Below are 18883 nucleotides of genomic sequence, written 5' to 3'. Positions count from 1 at the left end.
GAAGCTGTACATCACGATGACCATGCTCGCGGCGCGTCCTCCTTACGACATCCAGAACGTACCGTCGAGGAGATGGGCCGAGTTGCTTGCGCTTCCTGATCCAGAAACGAACGGCGCTCGCCGCATCGCTGACGCCCTCAACTGGCTTCAGAGCGCAAAGCTCGTCGAGTTGCAGCGGAACCCCGGACTTCCTCCCCGAGTTGTTCTCCAGAGTCCATCAGGAAACGGTGCGAAATACAGCTGGAGGGGGGATTGGTGGGTAAATATCCCCGTTGGCTTCTGGGGGAACCGCTGGATCTATGAGCTGTGCGGGTATTCGGTGGCATTTCTTTTCGTTTTTCGGGACATGCGAAGTAATAGGGCCGAAAATGACCCACCGTGGTTGACTACAGCCCAAAAGGCCAGGTACGGCTTCTCCGAGGACACGTGGACTCGCGCAACAAAGGATCTATGTGATCGAAATCTTCTGGTTGTTCGTCGGGCGCCGCAAGGAAAAGATTTTGACTACACGCGGCTACGTAACACATACTGGCTAGACATCGATAAGTTGAGTTCGCCTGTGGTCGTCCCAGAGCCTGTCGGCGACTGGTGAAGGCATCTGTTTATTCGCAGTGGTGAACGTGAGTGCGGAGCGGCTCGGGCTTACCTGGCGTCGCCAACCACTGGAGTACCTCTATGTTCGCCCGATGGTCCGCAATCGGGTCGCTCATCTTCGGCGGCCTCGGGTAGGTCGCCACTACCTGCTGACCACCGCCGGCATCACGCCACGCCCGTGGCAGATCACCATCGTGGTCGCCTGTCTGCTGTCGCCGTGCTGGGCATGGGTGCGGCCCTCGCGCACCTAATATCCACGCTGACCACGAGTGGCTGCGCCTGGCCGCCTCACGCCCCAGGAACCCGGCCGCGCACCGATTCCCGTCCTTCCACAATGAGTCAGGAGACGTTCTCAGCATGACGAGCCATGAGCCAGATCGGGCCACCCGAACGGACTCGACTGGGACAAGGACGAGCACGAACGCCGAGGTGGTCGACTTCGGTGCCGCCCGCACCCGCCGCGACGGCGCCGCGGGGCACTTCGACGTCGGGCCGTCATTGCCAACCCGAAGCAGGCCGCTGCTCTGCTGGGCGCCGTGGCGGGTGAGAGCCCCGAGCTGGAGGCGTTCTTCGGCTGCATGTACTACGCCGGGCTGAGGCGTGGCGGAAGGCTCGCGAGAAGGTCCTCACGCCCGCTCAGGTGCGTTCGGCGCTCGCGAAGCGTCCCTACGACCTGCGTCACGCTTGCCTGTCGACGTGGCTGACCGCTGGCGTACCGGCTACCCAGGTCGCCGAATGGGCAGGCAACAGCGTCAAGGTGCTGCTGGACGTCTACGCGAAGTGCCTGGACGGGGGAACGGGGGCCGCGCTGTACCGCATCGGGCTCGCGCTGGGCCTCGAACAGGGCGCCGAGGACAAGGCTGCCGCCTGACCCGCCCGCAAACGTGGTCGCGTATTGGTCGCGACGGGTGAGATCCGCCTGTCCCGGGTGAGACGCAGTGGGACCGACGAGAGAGGCCCGCGACCGGAGTTTCCCCTGGTCGCGGGCCTCTCTGTACTGCCAGTGGCGGGTAGAGGATTCGAACCTCTGTAGCTTTCGCGACGGATTTACAGTCACAAGATTACTTCGGCCTTGACCTGCATAAACACTCGGTGCGCCGGAGCCGTTGCCGCGCCGTGACCGCGAGGCATGTCGCGCGCCTCATCTTCGTCGGTGGATGGCCATTCGTGCCGGCCAACGCCGGGCGCCACGGTTAGCCCCGAAATGATCAGCGCCCTGGTCTTCCGCGCAACGCGGTGACCAGGGCGCTAGTCGTGCTTTCAGACGGGTCGAGCCGAGGGGACTCGAACCCCCTGACCCCCACACTGCCAGGACCGACCTTGAGACCGTCGGCGACGGGCACGCAGGTCAGCGGCAAGAGGATCCGGCCGTTGCCCGTGAGTCCCCGCTCCACACCGCAGTCAACTTTGCGTAGTGGCACGGATGCGGCACGCCAGCTCCCATCCAATCCAACCTCCTCCTGCGGCTGGGACGGCATAACGGGGTCATTCGGCGTCCGGCACCGAATCTGCAGGTTCACCACCGGACTCCTCTGCCGCCAATAGAGCTAGAACCTGCTTACGCAACCAAGATCCCGTAACCGCACCGAGCGGAAGCATTTTTGCATCCCTCAAGATCGTTCTCATCTCAAAAATGCTCAGCTTATCGAGTGACATATCACCCGCTCTAAGTGCATCCTTCAGATCTGCGGCAGACTTGCGGCGCCAAAAGTCGGGATCACGGGGGATAAATTTCCGGCCGACGCTATTTTCAACTTGGCGTATCATGTCTATCTGGCTCGGCAAAAGGGGGAACGCCACCACTTCGCTGCCGTGATCATGATCAGGCAGCGACAGCACGTGAAGTAATTCAGCATAAGTATGCGTGGCATATTCCAGGTTAGTTAGGGTCATCTCCTCATGGTGCAGGTCGCGCGTTTCAACCTCCTTGCCAACACTGCCCGATTCCGAGGTTTCGCTGCGCTGAACAGTTCGCAGGAAGTCGATTCTAGCCCGCAAAGTTTCGCGCGCCCTTTGATGCGCCTCCAATTCGCGCTCCAGGACGATCTTGAGTTCATCGACAGCCGCCGGGGGGAAGTGAACAAACGCATCCTTCCGCCTTTTGGCATTAGATCGTATTGCATCAGTTTGCGCCAACGTTGCGACACTGACTTGCGCATTGAATTCAGACTGCGCATAGATCAAAAAGGTTTTGGTTTCAAGAGCAATAAAGTCGGCGCCAGTAAACGCGAAAGCCTCCTTTACTAGCTCAGGCAGAGCACCCACAGATTTACCCCGGATCTCAAGAAACCAATCAGCCTTACCATCCCGAGTAACGAGGATAAACGGCAATGCGCGACGCTTTGCCTCTAGCAAGCTTTGATGCCAAAGAAGGTAATCGCCGCATGGATCATCCTTGGATGCGTCTTTGAAACCAGGTGGCCTGCCCGTGCGGACGCGCTCCTCTGCCTCTTGGCGAGCGACTTCCATTTCCTCCGGCGGCAGTGGCTCACCAACACGACCAGAAAACAGCGTCTGCAGTTCCTCAAGGACAGGGTCGCTGCGCAGGAACCGATCCGAAACACCGTGAGCGGCTTGCAACTCGTTAATTCGCTCAGTCAACTTGCCCAGTGCAACACCGACCGAACTGGCAGTCTCCAGAAGCTCGGCAGCGGCGTCCTCATTGAGCGCCACTCGATTGATGAACTTACGCAATTGCTGCACCGCCGCGGCATCGTAACTTTTTCTGAATTCCGCGACCGCCTTGGCAACTTCGCTATACGCATCACCATGGGATGCAATTACATTCAGCCGGTTGCGATGGAACTCCAGCGCAACCTGGTGAGGAATCCACAGCCTGTCGCCGAGCGCCTTGAGGGCTGAGAACAATTCCAGCCTGGCTGCCTGAGTATAGCGATACGCATCCAGGAGAACATTGGTATCTACGACCACCAGGCCCGACTTCAAGACCTGCACCGTCCGCTCCCGATCAGGTGGAATCAACGGGAGAAAGCCGTCACTGAACTCAGCCACTGCTGCTGCCTATCTGGTGACATGGATGCGTACAGCAAGGATGCCATGAGGTATGGACGCCAGCCATCCGATTATCGGCAGCAAACTATCGCCCTTACGGGTCGGACCCCGGTTACAAAGTGTGTAGAAATTCGCAAAACTGGACATATCTATACCGCGCCGGGATGCTTCACGGCATCCTCTTCTTCTGCGCCAGGTAACAATGCACCTGCGCCGAGTGGGCTATGACGTTACTCCGTCCCCAGGCCCCAAGCGTCCGCGATAATTTCACTCAGCGTTAAGTAGCGTGGTATCCAGCCGAGGTCCAGCGCGGCGCGACTCACGTCGGCCACTCCAGCACCCGAGCGGCCATGATCTACCAGCACGCCACCCGCGAATCGCGATCACGCCATCGCGGCCGCCCTCGACGCCCTGATCGAGGAGGCGGGAAGCAAGATCAGCGCCTGATGTGGCACGCAAGTGGCACGCGGGCCGCTTGACCCCTGAAACGATGAACGCCCTGGCGTCGCGGCTGCCGCGATAACCAGGGCGTTTGTCGTGCTTCCAAATGGGTGGAGCCGAGGGGACTCGAAACCCATGACCCCCACACTGCCAGGACTGTGTCGGCAACGCCGCCCGACCTGCCACCGACTCAGGGCGCTGACTGGCTGGAACTTCCCCGCGATTCCCCGCCACGCCCCTCGATTCACTGACCGATCTGGCACGGATCTGGCACGCCCGAGACAGAGTCGAACCTGCGCTCGTGCCTCCGTAGGGCGAGTTGGACTCGCCCTATGACTACGGTTCTGAGCTGCTTGAACCTCTTCCGATACTTGCCGGTGATCGGCCACTTAGGCACGTTGGGGGAACGGTGACGAGGGACACGCCGACACATCTGTCCGGTCCGCCGGTGTGCTGCCGGCTGTCAATGATCCGTCTGAGGACACTCCGCGCGTGGTCCGGCTCTGTGACGAGGGTCTGCCGTGCGGCGACGACTCACTCTGGGAGTCTCGCGACGGCGGTCTGAGCCGCAGACCAAGAGTCGCACGCTAGCGCGGGGCGGCCCGCCCGCGGCGTCTACGCCAGCAGCGGGCTCGTGTCTGTGGTGGTCGGCGGCGGATGAGGCGTTCGGCTGTATGACTGGCTGTGCAGCCGGTCGGAGGAATCCCGCCGGACCTAGCGTTCCGCCCACATGTCAACGACAATGTGCGATGCGCGATTCTGCGTACGACAAGCACGCCATCGGCTGGCTCTTGACTTATTAGGTCAGCTGTCACGGCTGGGTTAGCTAAGGACATCCTGGAGGACGGAAGATGGAGCTTATAGGCACACTAGTCGCCATCGTCGCCGCCTACATAGGCTACGTCACGTGGAAAAGTCAGATCAGCACGAGCTTTAAGCGGCTGCACTATACGGGCAACAGCATGCCGCTCGTATCGTGGGCGTTTCCGCAATACCTCGTTGACCAGATGACATTGGATGTCGCGGGTCAACAACTGGCCTATCCCGTACTCCATGTTCTCCGAATAGAGAACACCGGCAGAGCGCCAATAAAGCCCAGCGATTTCGGCGGTCCAATCAGGGTCCGATTCTCGGAGCAATCTTGGGTTTGCCAAGGCGTAATTAGCTGGAACCGTTCCGATGTGCTTGACGGAGTCGACGGTCTTGCCATCGAGGGAGGCGAGATGTCGTTTGCTCCCATACTCCTCAACCCTGGCGATCAAGTCACCATGCTAGTCGTAGTAGATGGGGTACCTGCCGAGCCTCACGTAAGTGCACGGATCGCCGGCGTCGAAGAATTGCTTTACCTACCCCTGATACATGATAGAAACAACACTTACAAGCTCCACGTGGAGTCTATCGTTCATCCTGCGATGCCGAGTGAATGGCCACAGGTCATGATCCTCCTCGGCCCGCTCTTTAGAACCTATAAAGAGGCCAACATTCGACAGTTGGGTGCAACCCTTGAAGGGAGGCGCGCCACCAACCCGCATTTCGCAGCTTTCTCGATCAAAGATGATTCAAGTGAGCATGGCTCGCGCTTTCGCGTGCCATTGGTGTTGAGATGGCCGAAGTCAACGATAGTCGGCGTGCAGGTTCGGTATCAGGGAGAGGAAACTCCGGTCAGATCGGATGGCTTCGTCCGCTGGAACGCTCACGAACTCAGCGTCAACCGAATCCCAGAACAGGCCACTGAGGGACTGTCGGTAGGCGTTGTGTTGAGTGGAGACGGCACAGATATCGAGGTTTTCAAGCGACCCTCTTTTGTCAAGGACGTCCAGTTGGCCCGTACGGACTTGGAAGACATCGTCGAAAAGAATCTGGCTCAAACGAAACCTCGGATGCTTCTTGCCAACATATGGGTATATAAGAAATGGGCGACGTACTATCCCGCCATCAAGGAGAACTACGGGCAACTTTTGCGGACAGCCCAGTCAAAACTGCGCAGAATTCGCGGCAAGAGCTTTGAGCACCGTGACAACTAGTTCGTTCGCGATCGGCGTGGCTCCGCTCGCTCGGAGGTCACGCCGACAGCCTCGGCCGCAGCGCATCGGTCAGCATGGTGATTCGGGCCGCCCCGGCGCCAGTGCTGTCGATAAGCGCTTGCGTACGATTGATGGTGCGCTGCAACGCATCCGTATCGGATCTGGCAGGCAAATCTGGCGGCAGCATACAAAGCGGTACGGCAACAACGCCGGTCGGCCTCGTCGTTCCAGCCTCGGCCGCTGGCCACCGTCGCCCCCGAGAGGTGCAGCCACCCCCACGCTCCCTCCTTGGGCGGCCGCTCGTACTCGTCATCTGTGAGGTGGAGCACTTCCTCTGGCCGCAGCCCGGCGTAGTACATGCAGCCGAAGAACGCCTCCAGCTCCGGGCTGGCCTTGGCAACCTCTGCTAGCAGCGCGGCGGCCTGCTTCGGGTTGGCGACCACCGCACGGTCGACGCTCTCGTCCTTCTTGGGCGCCGACCAGCTCACCAGCGAGAGCGGGTGAACGTCGAGGAGGCGCAGCTCCACGGCGTACCGCAGCGCGTTGGAGAACACCGCGCGCTTCCGGGTGACGGTCGAGGCCTCGGCGGGCGTGCCGTCCATCTTCAGCGCGAGCGTGTCGAGCACCTTCCGGACCAGTGCCGCATCGGTAAGCGCCGACAGGTTGACGGTGTTCGCCTGCACCCACGCGACCGCGCCCGCCAGTTTGGCCGGCGGCGGCCCAGCGGTTCGCGCCATGGTGTTGAAGGCGTAGCCGTACAGCGCAGCGCGCATCGTCTTGTCGTCGGGCACCCCACGGTCGCTCGCCAGCAGCGCGGGCGTGACCGTAGCCAGCGTCTCGGCGATGCCCTTGCGATGGTTCGGCGAGGCGTGCGGCCACTTCATGTCGACGTACTCCGTGGCGTGCTGGTACCAGGACTTCGTGCGCAACGCGCGGGCCATCGGCTCCGGCAGGCCGCTGGCCTCGTCGAACGCCACTCCTTCCCGCTGCGCCACGATCAGTAGGGAGCGGTAGCTCTCCGCGAGTGCTCGCGTCTGGAACGACTCGCCGAACTCCTCACCAGCCACGAGCCACCGCAGGCGGTACGTACTGCGGGGCTTGCCGGTCTTGCGGTCCTTACCCTTGTGCTCGCGGATTCCCCAGATCCGAACGTCGAAGGTCGTCATGCAGCCTGCGGCTCCTCTCGGCTGGCCAGCCATGCGTCAAAGTCCGTGCGGCGGATGCGGAGTTGCCCATTCGGCAACTTGTAGGTGCGGGGTGCCTCGCCGATCGCCTTCCAGCGGAAGAACGTCGACTTCGGCACGTCCAGCTCGGCAAGGAAGTCGGCAAGGGTCAGGAACTCTCGACGGCTCACGGATCGCGCCTCCTGGTCGATGCGTGCGGCGCGCTGAGATCGACGCTGACCACCCGCCGAGCACGGGGGGTCCTCCGGCTGATCGCGGGCGGACGAAACGTCTACGGACGTTTGGGAGGGGGCCTGAGAGGGCCGCAGAGGCAAGATCTTACGCATGTCGATGTCTTCCTAAGCGTCAGTCGGTCTGAGGGGCTCTGAGGCGGTCGGCCTGTCGACTGGCGTGGGCCGTTGAGCGCCGGGAGATGCGGATGACAGAACTGACAGAACCTCGGCCGGGATGGGGTTGTGTCAGTTCTGTCAGTTCTGTCAGGGGCATCAGGCGACGCGCCGCGCGCCGTTGATCGGGTGGACGGTCGCGGCCGGGCGGTGCACATCGGGGTGCACGAGGTAGCTCGGCGACGGTGGCCGTCCGCCCTTGGCAGTGCGCGCCGGTGCCTCCAGTTGGCGCAGGTAGCCGTGCGCGTCGAGCACGTCAAGCGCCGGATCGAGATCGGCGACGGTGGCGAGCTGAGCGCTCTTGACCGCGCGGAACAGCTCCCGCTTGGTGAAAGCGGTGGTACCGGTGCGTTCGATCCAGGCCAGGACGGTGCGGGCGTTGCGGGTGGCCGGGTCGGCGCCCATGTCGTCGAATGCGGCTAGGGCGTGCGCGGCGAAGAACTCGCCGAGCATCGCGGCCCGGTCGATGATGTCGGCGCCGATCGGCTTGCCCCACCCGTCGCGCAGGTGCTCGGCGAGGTGGATCAGCCCGGCGAGCCGGACCACGGCGCCGGTGTACTTGCTGCCCCAGTCCACGATGTGACCCCACGCCCCGCCCGGCGCGAGACGCGGCTCAACGCTGCGCTCAATGTCCAACACGCGCTCGTTGGCTTCGGCGGTGAGCAGCAGCACAGCCGGGTCGGTCCACTCCGCCAGGGACAGCACCAGCGCGGACAGGTTCTCCGTGTACGCGGTGGCGACGTTGGCGGGCACCGGGTCGGCGCCGACCTTGCGACGCCCGACCGTGTTCTCCGGCAGGGAGAACAGGATCCGGGCGAGCAGCCCGAGGCCACGGAAGCCGGGCATGCTCGCGATGTCGCGCAGCACGTCAGGCTGCACGGCCAGGCCCAACGTGAGCGCCGGTTTCTCGACGTGCTCGGCGTCGCGGCTCTGCCGGCCGATGCGCATCATGTCCCCGGCGTGGCCCTTGAGGAACACCTCCAGGTTCGGGGTACCGGAGTACCGCCCGGCGATGGTGGCGAAGATGCCGCCTTCCGGTGACAGCACCGCCAGGCGGCCACCCTGCGCGGCGAGCAGGGATGCTGCGGCTTCGCTGGTCACGTCGTCGGCGACCAACTGCGGCAGCACGGGTACGGTGACCGCCTCGGCTTGCATCGCGGCGGCGGTGGCCTCCGCGAGGAGCGTGTCACGGCCGGACGCGTCGGCGTTCGCGGCGGCGTTCGCGGCCCGTTCGGCGGCTTTCCCGGCGACCTTGGCCGCGAGCTCCGCTTCCACGATGACCGGCTTGGTCCGCTCCACCAGCGCCCGCTCAGCGCCGAGCAGCGGTCCGGTCATCGCGGAGAACACCGCCGACTTGCGGGAGCCGGGCGGCAGCACGACGACCGTGAACAGGTTGGTTGGTTCCCGCCATGAGCCGCGCACCTCCACCTCGGCGCGGCCACCGGCGGCTGTGGACAGCGCGGCGAGCGCGATGCTGCCGGGCAGGTCGAGCGGGGTTTGGGTGAACTCCGCGACGGCGTAGACCATCTCGGCGACCCAGTCGGGCAGCACCTCGGCCGGGAAGGTGGGCAGGTGCCGTCCCGTGCCGATCGGGATCAGCGTCGGCCACCCGCCCGCCGTGGCGGTGTCGAGCATCGCCCGCCCGGCGGCTACCACGTCGGTCACGTCGGCGCCGGAGGCTGCCAGGTTGGCGAGCTGGGCGCCGAGGTCGACCACCTGACGGCGCCGGGCGTGGTCGGCCACGATCGCGGCGTAGTGCCCGGCGTTGGCGACGCTCGGCACGGCCTGCATCAGGGTGTGCAGGTAGGCGGCACCGCCCAACTTGGCCAGGTCGCCCACCTCGGCGAGGTACGCGGCCACGGCCACGGCGTCGATCGGGCGTCCGGCCGCGTGCAGGTTCAGCAGCGTTTCCCACAACGCGGCGTGGTCCGGGCGGTGGAAGTCGCTCGGCGCGAGCGTGACGGCCAGGTCGCCGAGCACGTCCGGGGCGAGCAGGACCGCACCGATCACGGCCTGCTCAGCGGCCAAATCGTGCGTCGTTCGACTCATGGATCGCTCCTCAGGCAAAACGGTCACGGATCATGCGATCCGGCGACGGGTAGACAGGTCGATGACCGGCGCGATCGGCAGGTCAACCACGACGGCCAGGCCGTCATCGCCGGTGCTGCGGTGCTCGGTCGGCGCGTCCGCCTCGGCTTGCGCGCACACCAGGTGACAGGGCACGCCGCGCTCGTCGCACATCAGCGCCGCACCGGCCCGGACGCTTTCGGCGACGTGTCGGCAGCGGCCGTCGTAGAGCTGGAAACCGTCGCCCGTGGCGGCGCGCAGGTCCCGCACGTCATCAAGGCTGACCTTGCAAATCTTGCCGCCCGCTGGCTGCATGCCGGCTCGTCTCGCCGTCTCGGCGACTGCTGGCGTGAAGGTGGTCGGCGTGTAGTTGGGGTGGCTGTACACGAACGCGTCGGCGGGCAGCTCGGCGAGCACGCTGTGCATCGCGGCGGCGTCGGCCAGGTCCCGGAGCACGACGATCGGCCGCACCCCACAGTCAGCGGCATGGGCCAGGTCGTCCGGGGCCCACACACAGGCCAAGAGCCGATCCTTCGGCACCCGCGCGGCCCACAACTCCAAGACACGGCGCCGCACGGTAGGCGTGCTGCTCTCCCCGCCCCCGATCGTGCCCGAGACGAGGAACAGGTCAAGCCACGTCGCCCCGGCCCGCTCCGCATACGCCGAGCACGCGCCCTCATCGACACTGCCGTTCGCGTTCATCAGGGTCAGCACCGGGACCATCACCCGCGCGACCGTCACGCCGCCATCACCTCCGAACTCGGCGCGGTACGCCCGCGGCTTCCGCTCACGACCACGGCGTGAACCGACCGCGCCGCTTCCAAGGGCGTCACGCGGTCGGTGCGGATGGCCAGGTCAAACCCGGTCGGGTGCTCCCCAAGGTCCCGTTGGGTTTCATCCCACGCGGCGAGCCGCGCGCCCGCATCGGTGTCGCCGCGCGCCGCCGAGCGCTGCGCCGTCATGGCGCGGGGGCACCACAGCAGCACCCGGACCCATACGGCCGGGAACGCCTCGACGGCGGTCAGCGCGTCGACCTGGCCGAGGTGCAGCACCGGGATACCGCCCGCCTCGGCCACGCTCGCCAGTGAGGCGCGGTCGAGTCAACGAGGATCGCGGGCTGAAGCACCGCGCCAAGATGGCCACCCGCCCGGTCCCCGTGGCGCCACCGCTCGCCGACATGCTCGTCCGGCACATCGCCGAGTACCCACCTGCGGACAACGGGCGGTTGTTCGTCACGCGGCGCGGTCCCTGGGGGCGCTACGTCCCCACCCTCGGACAGCCGATCCCGAACAACACGTACACGACAGCATGGCGGAAGGCCCGCGAGAAGGTCCTCACGCCCGCCCAACAGCGCTCGTTGCTCGCCAAGCGGCCGTACGACCTGCGGCACGCTTGCCTGTCGACGTGGCTCAACGCTGGTGTGCCGCCGACCCAGGTAGCCGATTGGGCGGGCAACAGCGTCAAGGTGCTCCTGGAGGTCTACGCCAAGTGCCTCGACGGGGAGACGGCCACCGCGCTCAACCGCATCGCCCTAGCCCTGGGCCTCGACCCCGCCCCGGAGGGCGAGGCCGACGACCAGGGCGACACCGAGGAGGCTGAACCGCCGGGCGCGGCCTGATCATGGCGGAAACTTTGCCGCGTATTTGCCGCGACTGGTGAGCTTCGGCTGGTTCGGGTGAGACGTAGTGGGACCGAAGCAAGAGGCCCGTGACCGGGGTTTTCCCTGGTCACGGGCCTCTTTTTGCTGCCTGTGGCGGGTAGAGGATTCGAACCTCTGTAGCTTTCGCGACGGATTTACAGTCCGCTCCCATTGGCCGCTCGGGCAACCCGCCTGGCGGAAGCCAGAATAGCGGTAGGACCCGGGGGCAATGCAAACGGGTACCCTCGGCACGCCCACAACCGTGTATCCAGGTAGCAAGCAGGAGGCGTCTGCCATGGCTTCGGCACCCTCGTTCGACATCGTCAGCAAGGTCGACCGGCAGGAGGTCGACAACGCGCTCAACCAGGCCGAGAAGGAGCTTGCGCAGCGGTTCGACTTCCGCGGCACCGGGGCTGAGATCAAGTGGGCCGGGGAGGAGACGGTCGCGCTTCAGGCGGAGACCGAGGAGCGGGTGGTGGCCGCGCTCGAGGTTTTCAAGGAGAAGCTGGTCAAGCGGAACATCTCGCTCAAGTCCCTCGATGCGGGCGAGGCCCGGGCGTCGGGGAAGACCTACAAGATCGACGCGCGGATTGTGCAGGGGATCGAGTCGGACAAGGCCAAGGCGATCTCGAAGAAGATCCGCGACGAGGGGCCGAAGGGCGTCCAGGCGCAGATCCAGGGCGACCAGCTGCGGGTGACCGGCAAGAAGAGGGACGACCTGCAGGCCGTCATCGCCCTGCTCAAGCAGGAGGACTTCGGCATCGCCCTGCAGTTCACCAACTACCGCTGAGACGATCGCCACACGGCCCCAACCGAAAGGCTGGGGCCGCGTTCAGCGCAGGGCTCGGATGGCGGTCAGGGTGGTGTGGACGTTGAACTGGTCGCCGTCGTCGCTGTTCCAGCCGCCGTCGCTGCGCTGGGTTTCCCACAGGCGGCGGCGGGCGGCGCTCAGGAGCCAGTCGTCCGTCGACATGCCTACGCGGCGCAGGGAGGCGAAGAGCCAGGCGGTGTCGGCGCCGGTCATGTTCGGGACGCGGTCGGCCAGGGCGACCTGGATCTGGGCGGACTCGTAGAACCACCCCAGGTGGTACAGGACGGCGCAGCCCAGCCAACCGGTCACCAGGAACGAGGGCCATGATCCGTCAGGGCGCAGCGACGCCCTGAACGCCTCCGCCGCCCTTGCGATGCGGGCCGCGTGCTCGTCCTCGTCGCCCGGGGTGGGGCCGCCGACGATCAGCCAGAAGGCGGCGCTGGTGGTGAGGAACAGGCGGGCCTCGTCGTCGCCCGGCTGGGCCCACGGCGGGGCGACGCCGGCCAGGGACTCGTCCTCTTCCCACATGCCGTCGGGGCGCTGGCTCTCGCCGAGCCAGTGCAGGGCCTTGCGGGCGGCCGGGCGGTCGATGGCGCCGAGGTCGTCCAGTTCCCCGAGACGGAAGCAGGTGGCGTCGACCGAGGCCACGTGGGCGCCCCAGTACGCCGGCCAGCCCCCCGTCGACGCCTGCCCGACCTCGGCCTTGTCCAGGATGTCGGGCGGGGGCGTCTGGCCGGTGCGCAGCCAGGCGAGGCGGGCGCGGTCCACGGCGTCGCCATGGGCGACGACGTAACCGATCGCGGCGTCAAGGTCCACCATGGGGCGTACCGTACCGCCTGCCCGCCTCGCTCGGGTGATCCGCTTAGTAGACCGGCAGTGAGGGGTCGACGGTCTTCACCCAGGAGACCACCCCGCCCTGCACGTGGACGGCGTCCTTGAAGCCGGCGGCCTTGACGGCGGCGAGCGCCTCGGCCGAGCGGACGCCGCTCTTGCAGTACAGAACGATCTGCTTGTCCTGAGGAAGGCCCGAGAGGGCGTTGCCGTTGAGGATCTCGCCCTTCGGGACGAGCCGCGCGCCGGGCACCCGGACGATCTCCCACTCGGCCGGCTCGCGCACGTCGATGAGCTCGATCGGCTTGCCGGAGTCCTGCCACTCCTTGAGCTCGGTCGCCGTGATCGTGGAACCGATCGTGGCGGCCTGGGCCTCGTCGGAGACCGCGCCGCAGAAGTCGTCGTAGTCGATGAGGCCGGTGACGGTGGGGTTCTCGCCGCAGATCGCGCAGTTCGGGTCCTTGCGCAGCTTGATCTTGCGGTACTCCATCTCCAGGGCGTCGTACACCATCAGGCGGCCCAGCAGCGTCTCGCCGACGCCGGTGAGGAGCTTGATCGCCTCGGTGACCTGGATCGCGCCGATCGACGCGCACAGGACGCCGAGCACGCCGCCCTCGGCGCAGGAGGGGACCATGCCGGGCGGGGGCGGCTCGGGGTAGAGGCAGCGGTAGCAGGGGCCGTGCTCGGCCCAGAAGACCGACGCCTGGCCGTCGAAGCGGTAGATCGAGCCCCACACGTAGGGCTTGCCGAGCAGCACCGCGGCGTCGTTGACCATGTAGCGCGTCGCGAAGTTGTCGGTGCCGTCGATGATGAGGTCGTACTGCGCGAAGATCTCCAGGACGTTGTCGTTGCTGAGCGCCTCGTTGTGCAGCACGACGTTGACGTACGGGTTGATCTCCAGCACCGAGTCGCGCGCCGACTCCGCCTTCGGCCGGCCGATGTCCGACTGGCCGTGGATGATCTGGCGCTGCAGGTTGGACTCGTCCACGGTGTCGAACTCGATGATGCCGAGCGTGCCGACGCCCGCGGCCGCCAGGTACATCAGGGCGGGGGACCCGAGGCCGCCCGCGCCGACACACAGCACCTTGGCGTTCTTGAGTCGCTTCTGCCCGGCCACCCCGACGTCGGGGATGATCAGATGACGCGAATAGCGGCGGACCTCGTCCACCGACAGGTCGGCGGCGGGTTCGACCAGAGGAGGCAACGACATGGTTCTCATTCTGCCGCGCCGGGGTGCCAAACCCGAGTGAGCTACGGCACTTTGGGTCCGGTGTACCGCTTGCCGTCCACGTAGGGCCAGGAGTTCGCCACGCAGCCCTTGAGCCCGTAGGTCTGCTGCATCATGACGGGCGCCGCCTGCCCCTCCCCGGGGCAGGCCTCGTGACCGCCGCCGAGTTCGTGGCCGGTTTCGTGATTGACGACGTACGTCTGGTAGTCGGCCACCGGCGCGCCGTACTCGGGAATCGCGGTCAGCCAGCGGGCGAGGTTGATGATGACCTTGCCGGTGACGCGGCAGGAGGTGTAGCCGTCGGTGTGCAACCCGGCCGTCGCGCACATCGCCTCGGAGGTGGCGGGCGTGGCCAGGAAAACCGTGAAGTCCGCGGCGCCCTCCCCGGCCACCCGCTGCAGCCGCAGGTCGCCGCCGGCGGTCCACCCGCGCGGGTCGGCGTAGGTCTTCTCGACCGCGGCGGCGAACGCGTCGGCCTGCTGGCCGGAGCCGTTCTCGACGGCCACGCGGTACTTCTTCAGCGCCCCCGCCGCCCCGGCGATCGGCCCGGCGGTGGTGGCGAAGGCGAACGTCCCGTCGCCCTTGGCCGGCCCGGCCTCCGGCGGCGGGCTGGCCGGCTGCGACGGCGGGACCAGCATCGGCCTCTCGCTGCGCGCCGGCGCGGCGACCGGCGGCGCGTCGTCGGCGAAGAGCATCTGGCGGCCCATGCCGAGGATCGCGACGAGCCCGGCGAAGGCCATCACGCCGGCCACCGTGTACCGGCGGCGGCGGGCCTCCTCGCGGCGGCGGTGGCGGGCGGCCCGCACCATGTCGCGGGCGGCCGTCAGGTCGCTCGGCAGTGGCTCCGGCTCCCGCCGGCGGTCGCTGATCAGCCGGCTCGCCATCGATGTTCAGCTTGCCATGCGCACCCTGGCGACGCGCGGGCGGACCGCCTCCTGCACCTGTACCGCAACCGGCGCCCCCGCCGCCGCGGCGACCTCGTCCAGCAGGCCGAAGACCGCGCGGGCGACCGAGCGGGGCACCTCCATCTGGGCGACGTGGCCGACGCCCTCGAGCATCATCAGCCGGCTGTCCGGGATCAGCTGGGCGACCTGCGGAGCCGTGCGGATGTCCACGAGCCTGTCCTGCCGCCCGGCGATGACCAGGGTCGGCGCGCTGATCCGGGCGGCAGACCGCCAGATGGAGCCCTCGCCCGGCAGGTACGCCCGCAGGAAGCTGCCGACCAGGCCACGGAGGCTGCCGACGTAGGCCTCGGCGTACCACGGCACCTGATGGCGCAGGCGCGCCTCCTCGATCGCCTCCAGCCGCCGCTGCTCCGGGTAGCGGGCCGGGTCGGCGTAGCAGGAGTCGATCACCATGGCGGCGAGCTCCTCGGGGTCCATCGCCGCCATCCGGCGCCCGGCCAGCCGCGCCGCGTTGGGCAGCAGCAGGAACGGCACGATCCGCCCCTGCAGGGAGCGGCGCGGGTCGAGGAACGGCATCGCCGGCGAGATCAGCGTCAGCGAGCGGATCAGGTCGGGGCGTTTTGCGGCCGCCTTGACGCTCACGGCGCCGCCCATCGAGTTGCCGAACAGGTGGACCGGGCCGCGGTCGCTGTGCTCGATCCAGCGGATGACGTGCTGCGACATCGCGTCGAGGCTGTAGCTGCGGGCCCGGCCGCTGTAGCCGAAGCCCGGCAGGTCGATGGCCTGCCCGTCCAGGGCGACCCCGTCGGTGCGGGCGGCCAGGATGCCGGCCAGGTCGGTCCAGTTGGTCGACGAGCCGCCGAGGCCGTGGACGTAGAGCGCGGGCTCGGCGCCGGGCCGCTCGGACGGGGTGTCGCGGACGTACGCGACCGATCCGTCGAGCTCGACCTCTCGTCCCGGCCATCGCTCCGGCAGTTGCTCAGGTGTCGGGACGGTGAACCCCGGGACAAGAGACGCTCGCTTCATGACCCAAGTGTGCCCCGGCCAGGCGAACTCCACGCGATCTTGTCGCGCTTCCGCCCTTGGTCAGGGGAGCAGGGCCTCCAGCCGGCGGTTCACGGCGGCCATCGTCGCGCGGACCACGGCCTGGCGGGAGTCGCCGTCGCCAGACACCACCGCGGAGCCGGTCAGCTGTTCCACGAAGCCGTCGTACATCAGGAGCAGCACGACGACCGCGACCTCGCACCCGCCGAGAGCGACCACGGCGGCGTGCTCGACGTAGCAGCGCGCCCGGATGGTGGCGTCGGAGTCGACGAGCAGCTGGTCGACGGCGGAGGCGGCGGCCAGGGCGGCCAGCTTCAGCATGTAGCCGTCGAAGTTGGGTCCGCTGGCCACGCCGATGGCCGGCTGGTTGTCGGCGGTCAGGCGCACCTCGACGGTGGCGTCGATGCCCTGCGTGTTGACGTCGACCGACTCGATGACGACCCGCGGCGACACGATCGCGCCCGGGTTGGGGGTCAGCGCGGGGGCCTTCGGCTCGGTGGGCCGGCGCGCGCCGCTGCTGACCGGGCGACGGCGGCGGGCCTCGCGACCGTACCCGGGCAGGGCGCTGTGCGGCCGCGACGGCGGGCGGGGCGGCATCACGGCCGCGACCGACTCGTCGGCCGGCGCCGGCGCGGGCGCGGGTGCCACCTCGTCGGGCAGGAGCGGGTTCTGCTCGGCCGACAGCCCCATGGTGTCGTTGAGCATGCGCGCGACGATCCGGCTGACCTGCCCGGCGTCGGCCTCGTCGGCCAGCTCCAGGCGCAGCGTGTGCCGGCCGTCGGCGTTCTCTATCAGGGTCGCCTTGTGCACCCCGGAGACGGTCCGCACCGCCTGCAGCACGCCCTGCACGTCGAATCCGTCGGGGCGATCGTCCGGGCTCTCGGGCCGGCCCTCCTCGTCCTCGCGCAGCTTGTTGGTGATCCGGGTGAGCTCGGGGGCGCCGACCGCGACGGGCTGCGGCTCGACCGCGGGCACCGGCGGCACGTCCGGCTCGGACGGCACGCGCTGGGGCAGCTCGAGCGCGTCGAACTCCGGCTGCGGCATGTCGTCGGCGAAGGTCGGCATGACGGGCTCGGCGGGCGCCATCGCGCTGGCCGAGCCGAGCAGGACCGGCGGCAGGGGCCCGACCAGCGGATCGTTCTCCGGCATGCGCTGGGCCGGGACGGGCGGCGGCTGGGGCGGGGTGGGCTCCGGCAGCGGTACCGTGGCCGGGCGCGGCACCTCGGGCTCGTGCTGGACGGGCGAGTGCGTCGGGGCGGCCCAGTCGAACTCGGGCTGCGCCGGCTCGGGGGCCCAGTGCCGCTGCTCGGGCTGGTAGGGCCGCTGCTCCGGCTGGTAGGCGGGGCCCTGCGGCTGATAGGCGGGCTGCTCCTGCTGGTAGGCCGGCTGTTCCTGCGGATAAGCCGGCTGTTCCTGCGGGTAGGGCTGATACTGCTGCTCCGCGGCGGGCTCGGCCTGGTAGGGGTGCTCCTGCTGGTACGGCTGCTCCTGGCGGAACTGCTGCTGGCCCTGCTGGAACTGCTGCTCCTGCTGGTACTGCTGCTCCTGCTGGTACTGCTGTTCCGGGTGGTACTGCTGCTCCTGCTGGTACTGCTGCTCCTGCTGGAACTGTTGTTCCTGGTGGAACTGCTGCTGGCCCTGCTGGTACTGCCGGTACCTGTAGCCCCACTCGGACTGCCCGGCCTGCTGCTCGGCGATCCGGTCGAGGGCGGAGGGCGCCTGCTCGTACTGCGGCTGCTCGTACTCGTACGGCTTCTGGTCATAGGGGCGCTGCGGCGGCGGCCCGGCCTCGAAGGCGGGCTGCGCGGACACCGGGCGGCGCATCTCGCCCGAGTTCTCGATCGGCATCGCCCCGTAGACGGTGCCCGGCGGGGGCGTGGCCGGGACGCTCTTGGACTCGCCGGTCTGGCTGGAGGTGGGCCATCCCTGCCCGTCCGGCCCGTAGTGGCCGTAGTGCAGCGTCGAGGTTGGCGGCTGAGGCGGCGGCGGCGCCGAGACCGGCGGGCTCATCGGGGCCAACATGTCGGAATACGGACTGCGCACCTCGGCGCGCCCGCGCGAGCCGCCGTTGCCGTTGATCCCGTTGCCGTTGATCCCGTTGCCATTGGTGCCATTTCCATTGACGCCGTTGCCGTTCCCATTGACGACGGCCCGGCCGGCGATCGCGCCGGTGGCCGGCTCGCGCCAGGCGGAGACGATCGCCTCGAGAGCGTCGTCGGTGGGCCCAGCGGCCCCGTTGACCTGCGGGTCCGGGCGCCCCGCCCGACCTCGGTTCAGGCCCGGGCCCGAGCCAGGGTACGCGCCAGCCGCGTCCGGGCTACCCGCTTGCCCCGCTTCGTCCACCGCACGCTCCTCCGTCGCCCCTAGGTGAGGCTACCGTGTGGCTGGAAAGGGGGTAAGTTGCAATCTCGACCCAAATCCGGATGGTGAACATGACCTCGGCGATGAGCGGCACGCAATCGGCCGGTCGGCCCGTGCGGCTGCCCCGGTCGGCGCGGCGCAAGCAACTGCTCGCCGCGGCGCAGCAGGTCTTCGTGGCACAGGGCTACCACGCGGCGGCGATGGACGACATCGCCGAGCGCGCCGGCGTGTCCAAGCCTGTGTTGTACCAGCACTTCCCGGGCAAGCTCGAGCTGTACCTCGCCCTGCTCGACACGCACTGTGACGCCATGGTGTCGCGGGTGCGCTCGGCGATGGAGGCGACGACCGACAACAAG

The 18883-nt window shown here is 67.5% G+C and carries 16 protein-coding genes, 1 tRNA gene and 1 pseudogene; 6 read left to right on the top strand and 12 right to left on the bottom strand.

Going from position 1 to position 18883, the window contains the following annotated elements:
- Together AB0M46_RS47325 and AB0M46_RS47320 are read left to right on the top strand one after the other, a co-directional pair.
- Positions 1–592, top strand: a 592-nt coding sequence (locus AB0M46_RS47325; protein ID WP_363347523.1) for a hypothetical protein, incomplete at its 5' end; no start/stop codon positions are given.
- Positions 593–1192: 600 nt separating this feature from the next.
- A pseudogene (locus AB0M46_RS47320) lies at positions 1193–1465 on the top strand (integrase); the annotation flags it as partial.
- 614 nt (positions 1466–2079) lie between these two features.
- Here AB0M46_RS47320 and AB0M46_RS47315 read toward each other — a convergent pair.
- Positions 2080–3606 (bottom strand): PIN domain-containing protein, encoded by a 1527-nt coding sequence (locus tag AB0M46_RS47315; RefSeq protein ID WP_363347521.1) that lies wholly within the window; start codon positions 3604–3606, stop codon positions 2080–2082.
- A gap of 1292 nt (positions 3607–4898) precedes the next feature.
- Here AB0M46_RS47315 and AB0M46_RS47310 point away from each other — a divergent pair.
- Complete coding sequence (locus AB0M46_RS47310) at positions 4899–6071, top strand: hypothetical protein (protein ID WP_363347519.1); 1173 nt, start codon at positions 4899–4901, stop codon at positions 6069–6071.
- Here the strand turns inward: AB0M46_RS47310 and AB0M46_RS47305 are convergent.
- The 5 genes from AB0M46_RS47305 to AB0M46_RS47285 all read right to left on the bottom strand — a co-directional run bounded on the left by AB0M46_RS47305 (position 6068) and on the right by AB0M46_RS47285 (position 10784).
- Positions 6068–7237 carry a hypothetical protein gene (locus AB0M46_RS47305; protein ID WP_363347517.1) on the bottom strand — a complete coding sequence of 390 codons (1170 nt, stop codon included), beginning with the start codon at positions 7235–7237 and terminating at the stop codon, positions 6068–6070. The genes AB0M46_RS47310 and AB0M46_RS47305 overlap by 4 nt on opposite strands.
- The gene (locus AB0M46_RS47300; protein WP_350543319.1) at positions 7234–7425 is read right to left on the bottom strand and encodes an excisionase; all 192 of its coding nucleotides are present in this window, start codon (positions 7423–7425) and stop codon (positions 7234–7236) included. The genes AB0M46_RS47305 and AB0M46_RS47300 overlap by 4 nt, the downstream gene beginning before the upstream one ends.
- A gap of 315 nt (positions 7426–7740) precedes the next feature.
- Positions 7741–9690, bottom strand: a complete 1950-nt coding sequence (locus AB0M46_RS47295) for a DUF3987 domain-containing protein (RefSeq protein WP_363347515.1) — start codon at positions 9688–9690, stop codon at positions 7741–7743.
- A gap of 30 nt (positions 9691–9720) precedes the next feature.
- The gene (locus AB0M46_RS47290) at positions 9721–10449 is read right to left on the bottom strand and encodes a hypothetical protein (protein ID WP_363347513.1); all 729 of its coding nucleotides are present in this window, start codon (positions 10447–10449) and stop codon (positions 9721–9723) included.
- Positions 10446–10784, bottom strand: coding sequence for a hypothetical protein (locus tag AB0M46_RS47285; protein ID WP_363347512.1), 339 nt, complete (start codon positions 10782–10784; stop codon positions 10446–10448). The genes AB0M46_RS47290 and AB0M46_RS47285 overlap by 4 nt, the downstream gene beginning before the upstream one ends.
- Before the next feature lie 8 nt (positions 10785–10792).
- On the opposite strand from AB0M46_RS47285, the gene AB0M46_RS47280 reads away from it, so the two are divergent.
- A complete protein-coding gene (locus tag AB0M46_RS47280) occupies positions 10793–11326 on the top strand; it encodes a hypothetical protein (protein WP_363347510.1) in 534 nt (177 codons plus the stop codon).
- Positions 11327–11459: 133 nt separating this feature from the next.
- Here AB0M46_RS47280 and AB0M46_RS47275 read toward each other — a convergent pair.
- Positions 11460–11540, bottom strand: a tRNA-Tyr gene (locus AB0M46_RS47275).
- A gap of 102 nt (positions 11541–11642) precedes the next feature.
- On the opposite strand from AB0M46_RS47275, the gene AB0M46_RS47270 reads away from it, so the two are divergent.
- Positions 11643–12137: a YajQ family cyclic di-GMP-binding protein gene (locus AB0M46_RS47270; protein WP_363347508.1), complete on the top strand. Its 495-nt coding sequence runs from the start codon at positions 11643–11645 to the stop codon at positions 12135–12137.
- Between the two features lie 42 nt (positions 12138–12179).
- On the opposite strand, the gene AB0M46_RS47265 is transcribed toward AB0M46_RS47270, so the two are convergent.
- Genes AB0M46_RS47265 through AB0M46_RS47245 form a run of 5 tightly spaced genes read right to left on the bottom strand, consistent with a single transcriptional unit; the run spans position 12180 to position 18509 of the window.
- A complete protein-coding gene (locus AB0M46_RS47265) occupies positions 12180–12977 on the bottom strand; it encodes a squalene--hopene cyclase (RefSeq protein WP_363347506.1) in 798 nt (265 codons plus the stop codon).
- Positions 12978–13020: 43 nt separating this feature from the next.
- The gene (gene moeZ, locus AB0M46_RS47260; protein WP_363347504.1) at positions 13021–14199 is read right to left on the bottom strand and encodes an adenylyltransferase/sulfurtransferase MoeZ; all 1179 of its coding nucleotides are present in this window, start codon (positions 14197–14199) and stop codon (positions 13021–13023) included.
- A gap of 41 nt (positions 14200–14240) precedes the next feature.
- A complete protein-coding gene (locus AB0M46_RS47255) occupies positions 14241–15101 on the bottom strand; it encodes a DUF3152 domain-containing protein (RefSeq protein ID WP_363347502.1) in 861 nt (286 codons plus the stop codon).
- Positions 15102–15107: 6 nt separating this feature from the next.
- The gene (locus AB0M46_RS47250) at positions 15108–16148 is read right to left on the bottom strand and encodes an alpha/beta hydrolase (protein ID WP_363347500.1); all 1041 of its coding nucleotides are present in this window, start codon (positions 16146–16148) and stop codon (positions 15108–15110) included.
- 60 nt (positions 16149–16208) lie between these two features.
- On the bottom strand, positions 16209–18509 hold the full coding sequence (locus tag AB0M46_RS47245; protein WP_363347498.1) for a hypothetical protein: 2301 nt from the start codon (positions 18507–18509) through the stop codon (positions 16209–16211).
- 89 nt (positions 18510–18598) lie between these two features.
- Between AB0M46_RS47245 and AB0M46_RS47240 the strand changes: the two genes are divergently transcribed.
- A partial coding sequence (locus AB0M46_RS47240; RefSeq protein ID WP_363347525.1) for a helix-turn-helix domain-containing protein occupies positions 18599–18883 on the top strand: 285 nt, incomplete at its 3' end.

Source organism: Dactylosporangium sp. NPDC051485, from assembly GCF_040682015.1.
GTDB lineage: Bacteria > Actinomycetota > Actinomycetes > Mycobacteriales > Micromonosporaceae > Dactylosporangium.
Note: the sequence above shows the minus strand (reverse complement) of the source record. Positions and strands in the feature narration are given on the sequence as shown.